Raw genomic sequence first — 17,359 nt, forward strand, 5'->3', positions numbered from 1 at the left:
ATTAGTTAAGGTTTTTCAGCACCTGTGCCCCCATCGCGTCTGTACCCAGCAGCATGTTGTTGGCGGTATGTTTGTTGGCAATGTCCATGGTACGGTAGCCCTGGCGCAGCGTGGCATCTACCGCGCGTATTACGCGCTGGGATTCTTCTTTCAGGCCGAAAGAGATATCGAGCAGCAGCGCGGCAGATAAAATCGATGCCAGCGGGTTAGCGATGCCTTTACCGGCGATATCGTGTGCGGAACCGTGGATAGGTTCGTAGAACCCGATGCTGTCGCCTACGGAAGCGGATGCCAGCATACCCATGGAGCCTGCAATCTGCGAAGCTTCATCGGTAAGGATGTCTCCGAAAAGGTTACCGGTCACCACCACGTCGAAACGCTTTGGATCCTTAATAAGCTGCATGGCGGCGTTATCAATGAACATGTGCTCGGTTTCCACATCAGGATAATCTTTGGCGATTTCCTGCACTACTTCTCTCCAAAGGCGGGAAGCTTCCAGCACATTGGCTTTATCTACAGAGCAAAGTTTCTTACGGCGGGTACGGGCGGCTTCAAATGCCTTGCGGGCGATTCGCTCTACTTCGTACTTATGATAGATCATCAGGTCGGATGCGGTAGCACGGTCTTCACTGCGCTGCTTTTCACCGAAATATACGTCTCCGGTGAGCTCGCGGAAAAACAGGATATCGGCCCCCTGGAGGATTTCCGGCTTAATGCTGGAAGCCTGCAAAAGGTCGTCGAACAGTTTGATGGGGCGAAGGTTGGCATACAGCCCCAGCTCCTTGCGGATCTTGAGCAATCCCTGTTCAGGGCGCACTTTAGCCGTAGGATCGTTGTCGTATTTGGCATGGCCGATGGCGCCAAACAGGATGGCATCGGAAGCACGGGCCTTATCCAGCGTTTCTGCCGGCAGGGGATCTCCCGTAGCCTCAATGGCTACGTGGCCCATGATGCCTTCGTCAAATGTGAATTCATGTTTGTAGTTCGCCGCAATCGTTTCCAGCACTTTCTTACCCCAGGCGGTTACTTCTTGTCCGATCCCGTCTCCGGGTATTACCAGTATTTTCTTTGAGACTCCCATAGATTGTTTTAGAAATTAAAAGGTCGTGTAGTTTCGTATGCTTCGATCTCGTTGCGGAGACTGAGGAGATAATCAATATCGTCGTACCCGTTCAGCAGGCATGTTTTTTTGTAAGGGTTGATGTCGAAATGTTCCTTCTCCCCTGTTGCCTTGATTTCGATGAACTGCTCTTCCAGGTTCACTTCGATGGCGGTGGTAGGTACTTTCTCCACTGCACGGAAGATTTTAGCCAGAAAATCCTCGCTCACCTGCACGGGCAGAATGAAGTTATTGAGTGCGTTGTTCTTAAAGATATCGGCGAAAAAGCTGCTCACCACTACTTTAAAGCCAAAGTCGCCAATGGCCCAGGCGGCATGTTCGCGGGACGATCCGCAGCCAAAGTTCTTGCCGGCTACCAGGATCCTGCCTTTATATGTTTCGTTATTAAGAACGAAATCAGCTTTAGGTTCATTGTTCTCGTCAAAACGCCAGTCGCGGAAGAGGTTTTCTCCAAAACCTTCGCGGGTGGTAGCTTTGAGGAAACGGGCCGGAATGATCTGGTCCGTATCTATGTTTTCTATCGGTAAGGGTACCACGGAGGATACCAGGTTTGCAAATTTCTTGTCCATGTTGATGGTTCGTTTCGGGAATTAAATCATTGCTCTCACATCGGTCACTTTTCCGGTGATGGCTGCAGCGGCAGCAGTCAGCGGACTGGCAAGGAAGGTGCGGGCGTTAGGACCCTGGCGGCCTTCGAAGTTGCGGTTAGATGTGGCAACGCAGTACTTACCTGCCGGGATCTTGTCTTCGTTCATGGCGAGGCAGGCCGAACAGCCGGGCTGGCGCAGCTGGAAGCCGGCATCCTCAAATATCTTATCGATACCTTCCGCAATGGCCTGTGCCTCTACCTGTTTGGAACCGGGCACGATCCATACGGTTACATCATCGGATTTCTTTTTGCCTTTCACGAACTCGGCTACCATGCGGAGGTCTTCGATGCGGCTGTTGGTACAGCTGCCGATGAAAACGTAATCCACTTTCTTTCCGAGGAGTTGGGTGCCGGGCTGAAGGTCCATGTACTGGAGGGATTTGGAGAAGGAAAGCTGTTCTTTCTCTTCAATTTCCGCCAGTGCGGGTATGTTCCCGGTAACGCCCATTCCCATACCGGGGTTGGTACCGTAGGTGATTTGCGGTTCAATATCAGCAGCGTCGAAAACCAGTTCCGAGTCGAAAACGGCATCGTCGTCGGTACGGAGGGTTTTCCAGAATGCGAGGGATTTGTCCCATTCTTCGCCCCTGGGAGCGAACTCGCGTCCTTTAATATATTCGAACGTAGTTTCGTCAGGAGCAATGAGGCCGCCGCGGGCACCCATTTCGATAGACATGTTGCAGATCGTCATCCTTGCTTCCATGCTGAGGCTGCGGATGGCTTCGCCGGCATATTCCACGAAGTACCCGGTGCCCCCTGCCGCGGAGATTTTGGAGATGATATACAGGATAATGTCTTTAGACACCACACCTTTCTTCAGCTGCCCGTTCACCGTGATGCGCATGCGCTTGGGTTTATATTGCAGGATGCACTGGGTGGCCAGTACCTGCTCCACTTCCGAGGTGCCGATACCGAAGGCTACTGCTCCGAAAGCACCGTGGGTGGAGGTATGGGAATCGCCGCACACAATGGTCATCCCCGGCAGGGTAATACCCAGCTCAGGTCCGATCACGTGAACGATGCCCTGGTAAGGGTGGCCCAGCCCGTACAGTTCTACGCCAAACTCTGCGGTGTTGGCCGTGAGCATTTCCACCTGCTTGCGGCTCAGCGCCTCCTTAATGGGCAGGTGCTGGTCGAGGGTGGGTACGTTATGGTCTGCCGTGGCACGTGTTTTTCCCGGTCTGAAAACAGGAACACCCCGTTTGCGTAAACCGTCGAATGCCTGGGGGCTTGTTACTTCATGTATGAAATGTGTGTTGATATACACCGCGTCCGGATGGCCGGAGCGGCTTGCCACGATGTGGCCGTCCCAAATTTTGTCGAATAATGTATTCCCCATGGCGTAATTTGACTTTATTAACCGGGCTTCATACATGCAATCCGACGTAGATATGTTAAATATTCTGTGTCAGGCAGCATTGTCAGTCAAACCCGTATATTTGCTTTTCTTATCGCTTTATTACTTCAAATCTAATCGACACTTTTAAACCTCAGTTCGTTAAATTTGTCAATATTACGATTAGCAACTGTTACCTGAGGCCATTAAACTATTGTAATTCAATATCTTACAATCCTATAACAACGATGTCCAACACGCAGAACGATGCCTTATTCATATTAATAAAAACGCTAACTAAAGCAGAAAAGAGGAACTTCCAGCTGGCTTTTAACCGGGACAATACGAAAGAAGACGTGCTTTTCATACAGCTGTTTAATGCGCTGGACAAAATGAAGGAATACGACGATGAGCAGATCCTCCGGCGCGTGCCCGACATCAAAAAGCAACAGCTCAGCAATATCAAGGCCCATCTCTATAAACACTTACTGACCACCCTCCGCCTCCTGTATAAAACGAAAGACGCCTTAATTGAGCTCCGGGAGCAGCTGGACTATGCCCGGGTGCTGTACAACAAAGGGCTTTACCATCAAAGCCTGAAGATCCTGGCCAAAGCCAAGGTATCGGCCCGGGAGCAGGAAGAGGTAATGCTCTATTTCGAGATCGTGGAATTCGAAAAGCTGATAGAAACGCGGCACATTACCCGCAGCCTCGATAACCGGGCTGAGGAACTGAGTGAAGAGAGCCGTGTCATCAACGAGCAGCTCAATAATGTTTCCCGCCTGTCTACCCTCGCCCTGCGCATGTACGGCCTCTATCTCAAACTCGGCCATGCCCGCGATGAGAAAGACACCCTCATGCTCAAATCCTTCTTCGATACCAACCTCCCTCCCGTTCAGCGGAGCCAGATGAGTTTTTATGAACGCATCTATCTGTATCAGGCGTATTGCTGGTATTACTACATCCTGCAGGATTTCGTCATGTACTACCGGTACACCCAGAAGTGGGTAGACCTCTTCAGCGAATATCCCCATCTGAAGGAAACCGATGTGGACCTCTACATCAAAGCCATGCACAATCTCCTCACCGCACACTTCCACACTATGAACCACGATAAGTTCACCGAAGTGCTGCAGGACATGGAAGATTATATCACTGAAAAAGAAGAATCGCTCAATGAGAATACGCGTACCAATGCGTTCGTGTATCTCTATACCGGTAAGATCAACCGCCACTTCCTCGACGGTACTTTCTCGGAAGGTCTGAAGCTGGTGGCTGAGGTGGAGGAAAAGATCAGTGAGCACCAGCTTACGGTAGATCAGCACCGCGTACTGGTGTTCTATTACAAGATCGCCTGCCTGTATTTCGGCAGCGGCGATAATGATAATGCCATCATTTACCTCAACAAGATCATACAACTGAAGATCGGCAACCTCCGGGCAGATATTCAGTGTTTCGCGCGCATTCTCCATCTTATTGCACACTACGAGCTGGAGAACTACAGCCTGGTGGAGTACCTCATTAAATCGGTGTATCACTTCATTGCCAAGAACAAGGATTTAAGCCTTGTAATGGAAGAGATCCTGAAGTTCCTGCGGAAGAACATGTATGCCAATCCCCGTGCATTACGTACCGCATTCCGCGAGCTGAAAGGCAGGCTGGAAGTGATTGCGAAAAGCCCTTACGAGCGCCGCAGTTATCTTTACCTCGATATTGTAAGCTGGCTGGAAAGTAAGATAGAAGGCATACCGGTGCAGGAAGTTATCCAACAGAAATTCAGGAATAAGGTGCCCCGTATTTAGGGCATAAAAAAGGGGGCCGCAGCCCCCTTCGTTGTTCTTATTACTTTCCTTTCCATTTATAAATTACCATCCCGGGTTCTGTGGTTTCAGCTGCGGGTTCAGGTTCATTTCCTGTAGCGGCAGCGGGAAGAGGTACATCCTGTCGTTCCAGACGCGTGTGGTAATATCTGTATACACCCGGATGCGGTCATTCGCATCTACCTGGATGCCAGCCACCTGCGATGCGGGATACTGAGCCCTCAGCGCGGGCGTAAGCTTCATGCCCACAATGGTTTTGGCGTTATTGATGAGCTCACCGGCTTTCCAGCGGATGATATCATCGAAACGGAAGCCATCCTGTGCCAGTTCTATTCGGCGTTCACGGCGGATCTCATCGATCAATACCGGTACCGTAGGGAAGGTGGAGGCAGGATCTTTTATCAGCGCGGCAATAATCATATGCGGCATACCTACGCGGTCGCGGATCTTATTGATCGTCTGGTTAACCACTGCCTGGCTGGCTTCTCCCAGTTCTGCTTTAGCCTCCACAAAGTTGAGCAGTATTTCTGCATAGCGGACGATGAAGAGATCGAGGGTAGACTGGTTTGCCACCCATTGCACCGGGTCAGGGCTTTTATACTTGGCACTCGCATAGCCGGTAAGTACAGCGGGAATGCGCGGAAGGGTGATCTTATCGGCAGACCCGTCGGCATTCTGCGTTACCACGTAATCGCGGGTAACGATGAGCTGGGAATAACGCGGATCACGGTTAGTACGTTCCTTCTCCGGGGTATCATCTCCCTGATACAGCGGGCTGAGGCTGATGGGCAGTCCGTCGGCACAAAGGATCGACTCCACGAAATCTTTGCTGTAGCTGGGCCATACGTCAGAGATCTGGCGGGTGGCATTGTGCATCGACTGATCTTTCACATAACGACGTGCCATCACGGCTTCTTTATTGCCGCGCAGTTCTTCCTGGATAAACAGGTTCACATAATCGCGGGTAGGTGCTCCGGTTGTGTATATCGCGTAATTTCCGGAGTTCATTACTGCTTCGGCAGCAGTGGCAGCTTCGCGCAGATAAGTTTCCGCACCGGGCAGGCCGCGGTATTTGCGGTAAGTGCCTTCCCAAAGACAGATGCGTGATTTAATGGCATTGGCAATGTCTTTGTTGACGCGGTCCTGCTCAGCGCTCGCAGGCACCGGCAGGTTGGCCACCGCATAGTTGAGGTCATTCAGCACCGTATCCATCACAGTAGCGCGGGGAGTACGGGCGGCAAACAATTCGGGGGAATTCTCATTCAGATCTTTCCCGAACCAAACCACATCACCGAACTGCACTACTTTCCTCCACCACATATAGGCACGGAACAAACGTACTTCGCCGGCATACTTCGCTTTCACGGCCGGAGCGGCATCCGCCCTTTCATAACGCATGAGGAAGAAGTTGGCTTCACGTTCGTTATTCCACGTCCAGCCACCACCTGTATTTGGAACAGTATAGGTGCCTGCAAGGAGCGGTGTACGGTCGCGGGGCACAAAGTTATCGGAGTTATTATCGCTGGTATGGCCCTGTGCGGGAATAATGGTGTAGAAACGGTTCGCGTAAATGCGTAGGTCGTTTTCATTCTTAAAGAACGTGGCTTCGCTGAGACGGTCTTGCGGAAGACGGTCGAGGAAATCGTTATTGCAGGCTGCACCGAAAACGAGGGCGAGCATGGCTGAAGATATGACGAGTGTTTTTTTCATGTGGTTGCTTTTTTTGTTCAACGATTACAGTCCCAGCTGGATGCCGAATGCGATGGTGCGGCTCAGCGGATAGCTGTTGGCGCCCAGCAGTTCGGGATCGAATGCCTTGTGCATTTTAGTGATGGTGAACAGGTTCTGACCCGTTGCGAAAACGCGCAGGCGCTGGATCTTAGCGACACGCAGCCATTCTTCGGGCAGAGTATAACCGAGGGTCACCTGTTTCAAACGGGCATATGCTGCGTTCTGCAGGTATTTGGTCTGCGTCTGGAAGTTGCCACCGCCACCAAAGCGAAGGCGCGGATAGTAAGCGCTGGTATTGTCAGCACGCCAGTAGTCGGTATGATACTCCATCGGCACATCCCATTCGCTTCCAAAGCCCCAGAAGTAGTTACCGCCCGCCATGAAATCGCGCTTGCCTACACCCTGGAAGAATGCCGTAAGGTCAAAGCCTTTGTATTCAACACCCAGGTTCAGGCCATAAGTATAACGCGGTGTGGAGTTACCAATAATACGCTGGTCACCGGGATCGGCAAGGGTGCTGCTGCCGCGGGTGATTTTCTTGTCGCCATCGAGGTCGGCATAACGGATATCTCCTGCCAGCCATTTGCCTGCCCAGATTTGCGTCTGGTTAGTAGCGGCAGCTTCTGCGTCAGAAGTAAAGAAACCATCGGTCTGGAATCCCCAGATCTCATTCCATTTCTTACCCACATAATGCTGGGTGATATTGCCGGTAGGGTTGTTTTCGAAGCGGGTGATCTCTGCCTGATTATCGGCCAGCACGAGCGATACATTGTAACGGATATCACTGCCTATTTTGTCTTTCCAGCCAATCGACAACTCCCATCCTTTGTTCAGCAGATCTGCTGAGTTGCGGGCGGGAGAACTGGTACCCAGCAATGCCGGCAGCAGGCGTCCGGCTGTGATCATGTCTGTCGTTTTGCGGCGGTATATGTCGAAACTGAAGGAGAGCCTGTCCTGCAGGGTAGTTGCATCAAGACCGAAGTTCAGCGTCGTTACTTTTTCCCATGTGAAATCTTCACTCACCAAGGCAGGCGCACCTACAATTACACCAGGGTTGTTACCGAAGAGGTAAGGTGTGGTACCTGTGGGCATGAAGGTGATATACGGATAAGGATTTTCACTCAGCTGGTTGGGCAATGTACCGTATGAAGCACGCAGCTTCAGGTCGTTCACCCAGCTTTTAGCACTGCCGAAGAAATTCTCTTCAGACACGCGCCATGCTGCGGATACTGAAGGAGAGAATACATTGCGTTTACCACGGGCGTAGCGGGAGGTACCATCGTACCGGCCGGTAAGCTGCAGGAGGTACTTTTCCTTGTAGTCGTAGTTAGCACGGAAGAAGCCTCCGCGAACAGCCCATTCCGAAATAGCGTTACCAACTGACCCGGAAGTTGCCGTGGGGTCGTTGTTCGGCGTCAGGCTTTCCAGTGTGGGATCGAGCAGATTACGGCCTGTAGCGCTGAACGAAAGGTTTTGCTTTGCCTCTTCGTTGTAACCTGCCATCAGTTTGATGTTATGGTTACGCGCGAAGGTGGTAAAGTACTCCGTGTATAAGTTAATGGCATGGTAACCGTCGTTAGCAGCCGAGCGGATCAAACGGTCGGGGTTCGTCCAGGGATAGGTTCCTATCAGCCTGCCATCTACCCCATATTCCTTGAATGCTTTGTAATGGATGCTTTTACCTGCACCATAATTATTCCAGGTGAGGTCACCGATAATGCGGAGGTTGCGGAGCAGTTTAACCGTGAAGCCGCCGGTGAGCCAGATGTCGGTCTTATTCTCCTTTACACGGCCATTTTCCGCCATAACGGCAAAAGGGTTCGTGAAGCTGCCCTGTCCTGCCCAGTTGCCATCCGGATGTGTGATAGGCATAATCGGACGAAGGTCACTTGAAATGAACGCGAAATCATTTACACTCGCTTCTGCAAACTGCGTGGCATTAGGGGTATTGTAATCGGAGCGGTTCAGGGCTGCCTTGAAATTAAGGTCGAGCCAGGAAGTGGCTTCCGCATTGAGGCGTAAGGATGCGTTGTAACGGTTGTACCGCTGGTTGGCAGCTTTGATAAGGCCATCCTGTTTGAGGTAGCCAAGGCTGGCAACGTAGGAGATTTTACCGGAACCGCCGCTGAGGGAGAAAGAGTTATCCCACATAGGCGCCCATCCGGGATACAGTTCATCCAGCCAGTTGGTATTGCCTACATAGCGGTATTTATTCGGGTTATTGGGATCCACGTACACCGGCGATGTATTGGCAGGGTCGCGGTAGTAGGCCGCTGCGCGGATGGAATCTTCCACGGTGAAAGGCTCGGAGGAAGTATTGCCGCCATCGGCTCCTGTCCTGTCTGCCTCACGGAACATGCGGATGTAATCAACAGAATTGATGTACTTAGGCATGTAAGTGGCGCGGTTGAAAGAGTATGTGCTGTTAAACGACAGTCGCATGGGCTGATGTTTGTTAGGATTCTTGGTGGTGATGAGGATTACCCCGTTGGCAGCGCGGCTGCCATAGATAGCGGCCGAGCCGGCATCTTTGAGAACGGTTACGCTCTGCACGTCTGCCGGGTTGATGAGGTTGGGGTCCATCACCACGCCGTCTACCAGTACCAGCGGAGCGTCGTTACCGCCCGTGATGGAGCCGGTACCACGGATATTGAAAGTGGCTCCCCGGCCAGGGGCACCATTATTCATGTTCACGTTAAGGTTAGGTACTACACCCTGAAGCCCTTGTGCAAGGTTCACGAGGGGACGGCTTTCCAGCACTTCTCCGCCCACGGAAGCTACGGCACCTGTGAGGTTCGCTTTCTTCTGGGTACCATATCCTACCACCAGCACTTCCTGCAGGCCGGCAACGTCGGCTTCCATGGTAATATCCAGCTGATCTTTACCGGCAACGGGCACTTCCTGTTTCTTGAAGCCCATCATGCTGATCACGAGCACGTCTTCGTTATTGGCTTCGATCTCGAAGCGGCCTTCGGCATCGCTGGCCACACCTTTGGTGGTGCCTTTGATAACAATGGTAGCGCCTGGAACCGGAGCGCCTTTGCTATCTGCCAGCCGGCCTTTTACCCGCTTAAACTGTTTGGCGTCGATGTCGTTGCCGAGTACCACTAACCGGTCGTCCATCACGCGGTAGCGCATGTGGGAGGCCAATACGAGGGACATTACCTCGGGCAGGGTGCCGTTGGTTACTTTAAGGGAAACCGGCGGGAGCTTACGCAGCTCGTCGCTGTTATAGAAGAACCGGTACGACGATTTCAGCTCTATCATGGCAAGCACCTGGCTTACCGGCAGCCGGTCGGCATGAACGCTGATACGTTTTTGCGAATAAACGCCGGCATGCACCTGCAGGAAGAGGCACGTCAGCAAGAAGCTCATCTTCATGATCAGCAAAAGTTGATACAACCGCCTGTTGGCAGTGCGTTTTGTAAATAATTTCATAGATTTGATTGTTAAGTCCAGGCAATAGGAAACCCGTTGAAATCCAAAGCAGACGGATTTCCTGCATACTTATCAAACGGGGAATGTTAGCCGCATTTCCCGTTTTCTATTTCATGACGCTGAGAGGTCAGGAAAATACCAGTGTGGATCCAGGTAGAAATCTCATGTTATTCGTTTTGGTTAGTAAATGGTGATTTTGGTCGTGGTGATTTTGTATCGTATCGGTTTGATCGTGTTCAGGATTTCGAGGATCTGTGAAAGCGGTTCGTTTTCCACGCTGCCGGTGTAGCGTGCCTGTTTGAGTGCTTCGTTGCGGATTTCCACTTCCACATTATACCACCGTTCGAGGCGGCGGGCCAGTACTTCGAGCGGCTCATCATTAAATACGAGCCTGTTTTCGACCCAGGCGCCAGCCGTCAGGGAGCTGTCGCGGCTGTCTGTATCAGCAGCTTTCAGTTCCACCTGCGGCGGCACGGGATCGTTAGCGGGAGCATTTACTACCTTTTTCAACTCCGTTACATTCTGCACGGCCAGCTTTTGCCGGGGTGCAAGGAGGTAGCTTTTCCCATCATTTTTAACTTTTACTTCCACCTTTCCGGAGATAAGGGTGGTCTCAGTCTTCATGTCTGCATCATAGGCCTGGAGGTTGAATTCCGTGCCCAGTACGCGGACTTCCACCGCGTTGGTGGTTACAATAAATGGATGCTCGGCGCTTGCGGCCACTTTAAAATATCCTTCACCATTCAGGCGCACCTGTCGTGTGCCGTCGCGGAAACCTTCTGCATATGAAAGGGAGCTTCCGGCATTGAGGATTACCTCGGTACCGTCGGGCAGGGTAAGTTTCGATTTACTGCCTTTGCGCGTTTGTACGGTGCTCCAGCCTTTATCTTCTGCCTTTTTTCCTCCTGTCCAGAACCATATGCCGGTGCATACAGCAGCGGCAAGGGGTATGGCGGCCAGCCAAAGTTTTCTCCTGCGGGGAATAGCCACTTCCGTAAATTCAGGCAGCTCCTCTTCTGATGTTGCTTCTCCCGCTGCGGTAAAGATCCGGCCCAGCATCTCTTCCTTCCGGGCTTCCGGCTGTATTTCGGCACTACGGAACGATAATGCGCCCAGTAGTTCGTATTGACGGGCCACATCCGGAAACTGTTTCTTCAACAATTCCAGTTCCAGCCGCTCCCTTTCCGACAACGTACCGGACAGTTCCTTGCCAAATAATTCCCAAAGCTTTTGTTCTTGTTCCATGCAGGAAATAATCAGGTGGTTATATAGTTAGACAGGATTTTTCGGCCATCCAGTTAAAGACAGTCAAAAAATATTTTCAAAAGATAATTTACTTGCGGACGAGCGGGATGCGGAAAGGCTTCCGCAGGTCGATGGCCGAGCTGAGTTTCTTCAGGGCAATGGTGATCTGGGCATTTACGGTGTTCACGGAAATATCCAGCACTTCGGCTACTTCGCGGTACGACAGCCCGTCTTCCTTCACGAGTTTGAAGATGAGACGGCAGCGAATGGGGAGGCCGTTCACCGCCTGTTCTATCTGGCGCAGGTTTTCGCGGCTGATGAGTGATTCTTCGGGAGATACCACACAGGGTATAAGGGCGGCCTCATTGCCTTCGAGTTCTTCGATGGGAAAGATGGAACGGGAGCGGTGATTGAGGGCGGTATTCCGGACGGCGGTATAAACGTAGGTTTGAAAATGCCGGATCTCCAGGAGCTGGGAGCGGTTTTGCCAAAGCTTCACAAAAACATCGGCCACTACTTCTTCGGCTTCTTCACGGGAGCGGACGAGGGCGGAGGCGAAATAAATGAGCCGGTCACTGAAATGAGAAAAGAGCTGGCCAAAAGCCAACTGATCACTGTTCTTCGCAATTCGTTCCAACAACTGCTCCATCCGCGGAATTTAATAACCCTGTATGCAAGTTACAGGTCAGACGAACACGTTAGTGATATAATTTTCACATTGAAATCCTGTTTTTTCACCCGAGACCATGTAAAATTTGCCCGTAACCTATTATTAGTCATCCTTCCTGACGGGTAAACGTGGCTATTTTATCAGGCCCTTACAGGAAGTTCCACGGTTCCCCTGATTCGAAGTCCTCACTAACAGGAAGTACTTCGTTTTTATAACGGATGAGGGGGTAACGGTACCTCGATCCGAAACTCCTGTAGGCATGATAAAAGGAATACTCATTTTTAAGTATGTGCAAAAGATTGGAATTCAATTGCTGTTCTGACATATATTTTCAATGGTCTAATATGTGCCAGAAAATCAACACATTCTGCAAATTCTATATACCAAATACCTGCAAATAAGTGTGCAAAAGCCGCTATCCGGTATCCCTGCGCGATCTTCAAAGTTGTTCAGTTCTTTATCCACATATGGGGGTAACTTATGAATTTGTGCAGGGGGTTTGATCATTACATTTGCACACAGTTCTTGACATCGTTGTGCTGGCTTCCGAACGTTTCCGACGAAAGGAATTAAAAGGGAACCGTGTGAAAATCACGGGCAGACGCGCTACTGTAAACCCCTGTAATGCCGGATCTTCCATAGCCACTGTTCCGGGTAATACCGTAACGGGAAGGCTCACCCGGCGAGGGATAGCCAGGAGACCTGCCAGCACTTCGGATAACGTCTAAACCTTCGCGATTCAAGGTGTTGGCTGATGGCCCCTGTTACCTTCCTTACGAGGATAATGGACCTCCGTCTCCCTTCGAATCTCACAAATCAGGCAACTATAACTGGTTAACCATATAAAAAATCTTGTATGAATAACGAGAATGAGATATTACTCAAGGAGAATAAAGACAGGTTCGTACTCCTGCCGATTAACTACCCCGCCATCTGGGAACAGTATAAACGGCATGAAGCCAGCTTCTGGACAGCAGAAGAAATTGATCTTTCCGGCGATTTGTCGGACTGGGCTAAACTGAACGATGGCGAGCGCCATTTCATTTCCCATGTACTGGCATTCTTTGCCGCATCCGACGGGATCGTGAATGAAAACCTCGCCGTGAACTTCATGAGCGAAGTACAGATCCCTGAAGCCCGCTGCTTCTATGGTTTCCAGATCATGATGGAAAACATCCACTCCGAAACGTATGCCCTCCTTATCGATACTTACGTAAAAGATCCTGTGGAAAAAGACCGTCTTTTCCACGCCATCGATACCGTACCCGCTGTTAAGAAGAAAGCAGAATGGGCCCTCCGCTGGATCGAGAACGGCACTTTTGCCCAGCGCCTGGTAGCATTCGCCGCTGTGGAAGGCATCTTCTTCTCCGGCAGCTTCTGCTCCATCTTCTGGCTGAAGAAACGCGGCCTTATGCCCGGCCTCACCTTCTCCAACGAGCTCATCAGCCGCGACGAAGGCCTCCACTGCGAATTCGCCTGTCTCCTTTACTCAATGCTCGAAGGCAAGCTGAGCGAGAAAGAAGTACACGAAATCATCTCCGACGCCGTTACCATCGAGAAAGAATTCATCACCGAAGCCCTGCCCGCAGCGCTCATCGGCATGAATGCCGAACTCATGAAGCAATACATCGAATTCGTGGCCGACCGCTGGATCCAGGCACTTGGATGCTCCAAGATCTACAACAGCGCAAACCCCTTCGATTTCATGGAAATGATTTCCCTCCAGGGCAAAACCAACTTCTTCGAAAAACGCGTAGGCGACTATCAGAAAGCCGGCGTTATGGGCGAGAAAGGAACACAAACCTTCAGCCTCGACGAAGACTTCTAGTAAATACAATCTACCCTCAAATAAGCCATATTCAATTTTTCACCCACTAAATTCATCACACTATGTTCGTTATAAAAAGAGACGGCAGAAAAGAAACTGTCAAATTCGACAAGATTACGGCCAGAGTAGAGAAGCTGTGTTACGGACTGGCGCCGGAATACGTTGATTCAATAGATGTAGCGAAGAAAGTGATCCAGGGACTGTACGACGGTGTTACCACCAGCGAACTCGACAACCTCGCTGCTGAAACCGCCGCTTCCCTGACAACAAAGCATCCCGACTACGCGCAGCTCGCTTCCCGCATCGCGGTGAGCAACCTGCATAAAAATACACTGAAGTCGTTTTCCAAAACGATGAAGAAACTGTTTGAATACGTAGACCCCAAAACCGGTAAAAACGCCGGTCTCCTGGGCGACGACGTATGGGAAATCGTAAAGAAACACGCCGAGATCCTCGACTCTACCATCATCTACGACCGCGATTTCGCGTTCGATTACTTCGGGTTCAAGACGCTGGAGCGCTCTTACCTCCTGAAAATAGATGGCAAGATCGCCGAGCGCCCGCAGCATATGTTTATGCGTGTAGCTGTTGGCATCCATAAAGAGGATATCGACTCTGCCATCAAAACCTATCACCTGATGAGCGAGCGCTGGTTCACACATGCCACGCCTACCCTCTTCAACGCTGGTACACCCAAACCGCAGATGAGCTCCTGCTTCCTGCTGACTATGAAAGGCGACAGCATCGATGGCATCTACGATACCCTGAAGCAAACCGCCAAGATCTCCCAGAGCGCCGGCGGTATCGGCCTCAGCATTCATAACATCCGCGCCACAGGTTCCTATATCAGCGGCACCAACGGTACATCCAACGGCATCATCCCCATGCTGCGCGTGTTTAACGACACCGCCCGTTATGTGGATCAGGGCGGTGGCAAGCGCAAAGGCGCATTCGCCATTTACCTGGAGCCCTGGCATGCAGACGTGTTCGAGTTCCTCGACCTCCGCAAGAACCACGGTAAAGAAGAAATGCGCGCCCGCGATCTCTTCTACGCACTCTGGATGCCCGACCTGTTCATGCAGCGTGTGGAAGAAAACGGCGACTGGAGCCTCTTCTGCCCACACGAAGCACCCGGACTGGCGGATTGCTGGGGTAAAGAATTCGAAGAACTTTACACTAAATACGAATCCGAAAACCGTCAGCGTAAAACGGTTAAAGCGCAGGACCTCTGGTTCGCTATCCTCGACGCTCAGATCGAAACCGGTACGCCTTACCTGCTGTATAAAGACTCTGCCAACCGCAAGTCGAACCAGCAGAACCTTGGCACCATCAAATCTTCCAACCTCTGTACTGAAATCATCGAGTACACTGCGGAAGATGAAGTGGCCGTGTGCAACCTTGCTTCTCTGGCCCTGCCCCGCTTCGTAATCGACGGTAAGTTCGACCACCAGAAACTCTTCGAAGTAACCTACCAGGCTACCATTAACCTGAACAGGATCATCGATCAGAACTATTACCCGGTAGATGAAGCCCGTAACTCCAACCTCCGCCACCGCCCCATCGGTCTTGGCGTACAGGGTCTGGCAGATGCGTTCTTCCTTCTCCGTCTCCCCTTCGAAAGCGAGCCTGCGCAGCAGCTGAATAAAGACATCTTCGAAACGATCTACTTCGCTTCGCTGACAGCTTCCAAAGACCTCGCCATCACCGAAGGCAAATACGCTTCCTACGAAGGTTCGCCTGTTTCCAAAGGCATCCTGCAGTATGATATGTGGGGCGTTCAGCCGTCTGACCGCTGGGATTGGACCGGCCTGAAAGCCGAGATCAAAAAGCATGGCATCCGCAACTCCCTGCTGCTGGCGCCTATGCCTACTGCATCCACTTCGCAGATCCTCGGTAACAACGAGTGCTTTGAACCCTACACTTCCAACATCTACACCCGCCGTGTATTGAGCGGTGAGTTTGTGGTGGTAAACAAGCACCTGCTGAAAGACCTCGTGGAACTGGGCCTTTGGGATAATGATATGAAGAACAAGATCATCTCTGCCAATGGTTCTATCCAGGGCATTCCCGAGATCCCTTCCAATATCAAGGAACTCTACAAAACTGTTTGGGAGATCAAGCAACGTACGATCATCGACATGGCGGCCGACCGCGGTGCGTTCATCTGCCAGTCTCAGTCCCTGAACCTGTTTGTAGACAAACCATCTGCCTCCAAGCTCACTTCCATGCACTTCTATGCCTGGAAGAAAGGCCTCAAAACCGGCATGTACTACCTCCGTACGCAGGCTGCAGCACAAGCTGTACAGTTTACCGTGGAAAAACAGGGCGGCCAGAATATGGTGCCTGTGTTACCTGCAGAAGGTGCCGAGATGGAAATTGTGGAAGGTGCAGTTTGTACCATGGAAGAAGGCTGCGTAACCTGCAGCGCCTAATTAATAAGGCTTTACAGCATTCATTGCAGATAATAAAATCAGGCCCGGGAGCGAATGCTTCCGGGCTTTTGTTTTGCGTATACATTTCACGGAAATTGCGCTCAACCCATCCGTTAAAACCGCCCTTCCGCTCGCTTCTACCGACAGTTTACGGCTATCCTGTTTAACTACAGCCGCTTAGCGGGTAATTTTCCTGCCCCAAATCATTCAGCCCCCATGCTACCCGAAATATTCAACGGACTGGGCCATGTCCAGCAAATGAAAGCGCTTTACCAATCGGTGCGCCAGGTTCATCCATTCCTTGTAAAATGGATTGAAAAAGATTTTAGTTCAGAAAAGATTGATAATGAATTTGTGATGGACATGGTGCTCCATGCCCTGCAATTCCTCGAGGAAGCGTTCGTGCTTTCGCGGGATGAATCTTTACTGCTGAGCAGCGAGCACGGTATCAACAGCAGCATTTCCGATATGGAAATGATAACCCTGTGGATTACCGAATGCCAGACACAACGTAACCTGAGCCGGGCGGAGGCCTCTATCCGGGCAATTGGCTGCCTCTACCGCACCATAGATGCTTATTACTTCGAAAACCAGACCCAGACGGCCGGAGAAATTGCCGGTACAGCCCTCCTTGCAGCTTTTGCAGGCAGCGGCCTTGTAGATGAGAAAACTGCAGCCAATATCAACGAGCTATTTGTTGACCGTGGTGTGGTTACAAAACAGGATTGGATAGAATGGGATGAGATAACCCGGGAAGTGGGGATCGACGGTGCGTTTAAAACCTTTGTGAAGGAACATATCCGGAAAGCTGGTGCGTGACCTGACCTTTTAGATAGTACGGTATCTGTATCAGTCAGCCTGCAGGCTTGGTGCCAATAAGGTCGTTATTATACCGGAGTACCATGCAGACGAAGGGCAGATGAAAGGCAGACGAAGGGCAGACTAGCCGCCTATATCCCCCCTTTTCCACTATGTCAGGATAGAGATTAGCCCAAATCACTAAAGGCCCAAACCGACCCTAAAACACCCATTTGACCCAAAATTACCCTAATCGGAACTATTACTCCCCCAAGCGTAAAAAACGTAAAAA

11 protein-coding genes and 1 riboswitch are annotated in these 17,359 nt (G+C 51.1%); of the genes, 4 read left to right on the forward strand and 7 right to left on the reverse strand.

The features are described 5' to 3' along the window. Nucleotide 1: 1 nt before the first annotated feature. Genes leuB through leuC form a run of 3 tightly spaced genes read right to left on the reverse strand, consistent with a single transcriptional unit; the run spans nt 2 to nt 3,108 of the window. Nucleotides 2–1,081 (reverse strand): 3-isopropylmalate dehydrogenase, encoded by a 1,080-nt coding sequence (gene leuB / locus DEV76_RS08680; protein WP_109697229.1) that lies wholly within the window; start codon nt 1,079–1,081, stop codon nt 2–4. Between the two features lie 8 nt (nt 1,082–1,089). Further along, nucleotides 1,090–1,689: a 3-isopropylmalate dehydratase small subunit gene (leuD, locus tag DEV76_RS08685; RefSeq protein WP_109697230.1), complete on the reverse strand. Its 600-nt coding sequence runs from the start codon at nt 1,687–1,689 to the stop codon at nt 1,090–1,092. Between the two features lie 21 nt (nt 1,690–1,710). Further along, on the reverse strand, nt 1,711–3,108 hold the full coding sequence (gene leuC / locus DEV76_RS08690) for a 3-isopropylmalate dehydratase large subunit (protein WP_109697232.1): 1,398 nt from the start codon (nt 3,106–3,108) through the stop codon (nt 1,711–1,713). A gap of 245 nt (nt 3,109–3,353) precedes the next feature. On the opposite strand from leuC, the gene DEV76_RS08695 reads away from it, so the two are divergent. After that, nucleotides 3,354–4,907, forward strand: a complete 1,554-nt coding sequence (locus DEV76_RS08695; protein ID WP_109697234.1) for a hypothetical protein — start codon at nt 3,354–3,356, stop codon at nt 4,905–4,907. 63 nt (nt 4,908–4,970) lie between these two features. Here the strand turns inward: DEV76_RS08695 and DEV76_RS08700 are convergent, their stop codons facing one another. From DEV76_RS08700 to DEV76_RS08715, 4 genes are all read right to left on the reverse strand, one after another. After that, on the reverse strand, nt 4,971–6,635 hold the full coding sequence (locus DEV76_RS08700) for a RagB/SusD family nutrient uptake outer membrane protein (RefSeq protein ID WP_109697237.1): 1,665 nt from the start codon (nt 6,633–6,635) through the stop codon (nt 4,971–4,973). A 24-nt stretch (nt 6,636–6,659) separates the two neighbouring features. Further along, nucleotides 6,660–10,094, reverse strand: coding sequence for a TonB-dependent receptor (locus DEV76_RS08705; RefSeq protein ID WP_198651990.1), 3,435 nt, complete (start codon nt 10,092–10,094; stop codon nt 6,660–6,662). Between the two features lie 180 nt (nt 10,095–10,274). Next, on the reverse strand, nt 10,275–11,339 hold the full coding sequence (locus DEV76_RS08710; RefSeq protein ID WP_109697239.1) for a FecR family protein: 1,065 nt from the start codon (nt 11,337–11,339) through the stop codon (nt 10,275–10,277). Nucleotides 11,340–11,427: 88 nt separating this feature from the next. Continuing rightward, nucleotides 11,428–11,988 carry an RNA polymerase sigma factor gene (locus DEV76_RS08715; RefSeq protein ID WP_109697241.1) on the reverse strand — a complete coding sequence of 187 codons (561 nt, stop codon included), beginning with the start codon at nt 11,986–11,988 and terminating at the stop codon, nt 11,428–11,430. A 544-nt stretch (nt 11,989–12,532) separates the two neighbouring features. Next, a riboswitch (cobalamin riboswitch) is annotated at nt 12,533–12,733 on the forward strand. 132 nt (nt 12,734–12,865) lie between these two features. On the opposite strand from DEV76_RS08715, the gene DEV76_RS08720 reads away from it, so the two are divergent. The 3 genes from DEV76_RS08720 (at nt 12,866) to DEV76_RS08730 (ending at nt 17,088) form a co-directional block, all read left to right on the forward strand. Further along, nucleotides 12,866–13,837 carry a ribonucleoside-diphosphate reductase small subunit gene (locus DEV76_RS08720; protein ID WP_109697243.1) on the forward strand — a complete coding sequence of 324 codons (972 nt, stop codon included), beginning with the start codon at nt 12,866–12,868 and terminating at the stop codon, nt 13,835–13,837. Nucleotides 13,838–13,899: 62 nt separating this feature from the next. Next, nucleotides 13,900–16,269, forward strand: coding sequence for a ribonucleoside-diphosphate reductase subunit alpha (locus DEV76_RS08725; protein ID WP_109697245.1), 2,370 nt, complete (start codon nt 13,900–13,902; stop codon nt 16,267–16,269). A 216-nt stretch (nt 16,270–16,485) separates the two neighbouring features. Then, nucleotides 16,486–17,088: a hypothetical protein gene (locus tag DEV76_RS08730; RefSeq protein WP_109697247.1), complete on the forward strand. Its 603-nt coding sequence runs from the start codon at nt 16,486–16,488 to the stop codon at nt 17,086–17,088. The last annotated feature ends 271 nt before the right edge of the window (nt 17,089–17,359 follow it).

Origin of the sequence: Chitinophaga deserti (assembly GCF_003149455.1) — a bacterium.
GTDB lineage: Bacteria > Bacteroidota > Bacteroidia > Chitinophagales > Chitinophagaceae > Chitinophaga > Chitinophaga deserti.

Excerpts from the sequence above, each read along its gene's own strand:
- leuB (WP_109697229.1), bottom strand. The coding sequence starts at position 1,081 with ATGGGAGTCTCAAAGAAAATACTGGTAATACCCGGAGACGGGATCGGA.
- leuD (WP_109697230.1), bottom strand. The coding sequence starts at position 1,689 with ATGGACAAGAAATTTGCAAACCTGGTATCCTCCGTGGTACCCTTACCG.
- leuC (WP_109697232.1), bottom strand. The coding sequence starts at position 3,108 with ATGGGGAATACATTATTCGACAAAATTTGGGACGGCCACATCGTGGCA.
- DEV76_RS08695 (WP_109697234.1), top strand. The coding sequence starts at position 3,354 with ATGTCCAACACGCAGAACGATGCCTTATTCATATTAATAAAAACGCTA.
- DEV76_RS08700 (WP_109697237.1), bottom strand. The coding sequence starts at position 6,635 with ATGAAAAAAACACTCGTCATATCTTCAGCCATGCTCGCCCTCGTTTTC.
- DEV76_RS08705 (WP_198651990.1), bottom strand. The coding sequence starts at position 10,094 with ATGAAATTATTTACAAAACGCACTGCCAACAGGCGGTTGTATCAACTT.
- DEV76_RS08710 (WP_109697239.1), bottom strand. The coding sequence starts at position 11,339 with ATGGAACAAGAACAAAAGCTTTGGGAATTATTTGGCAAGGAACTGTCC.
- DEV76_RS08715 (WP_109697241.1), bottom strand. The coding sequence starts at position 11,988 with ATGGAGCAGTTGTTGGAACGAATTGCGAAGAACAGTGATCAGTTGGCT.
- DEV76_RS08720 (WP_109697243.1), top strand. The coding sequence starts at position 12,866 with ATGAATAACGAGAATGAGATATTACTCAAGGAGAATAAAGACAGGTTC.
- DEV76_RS08725 (WP_109697245.1), top strand. The coding sequence starts at position 13,900 with ATGTTCGTTATAAAAAGAGACGGCAGAAAAGAAACTGTCAAATTCGAC.
- DEV76_RS08730 (WP_109697247.1), top strand. The coding sequence starts at position 16,486 with ATGCTACCCGAAATATTCAACGGACTGGGCCATGTCCAGCAAATGAAA.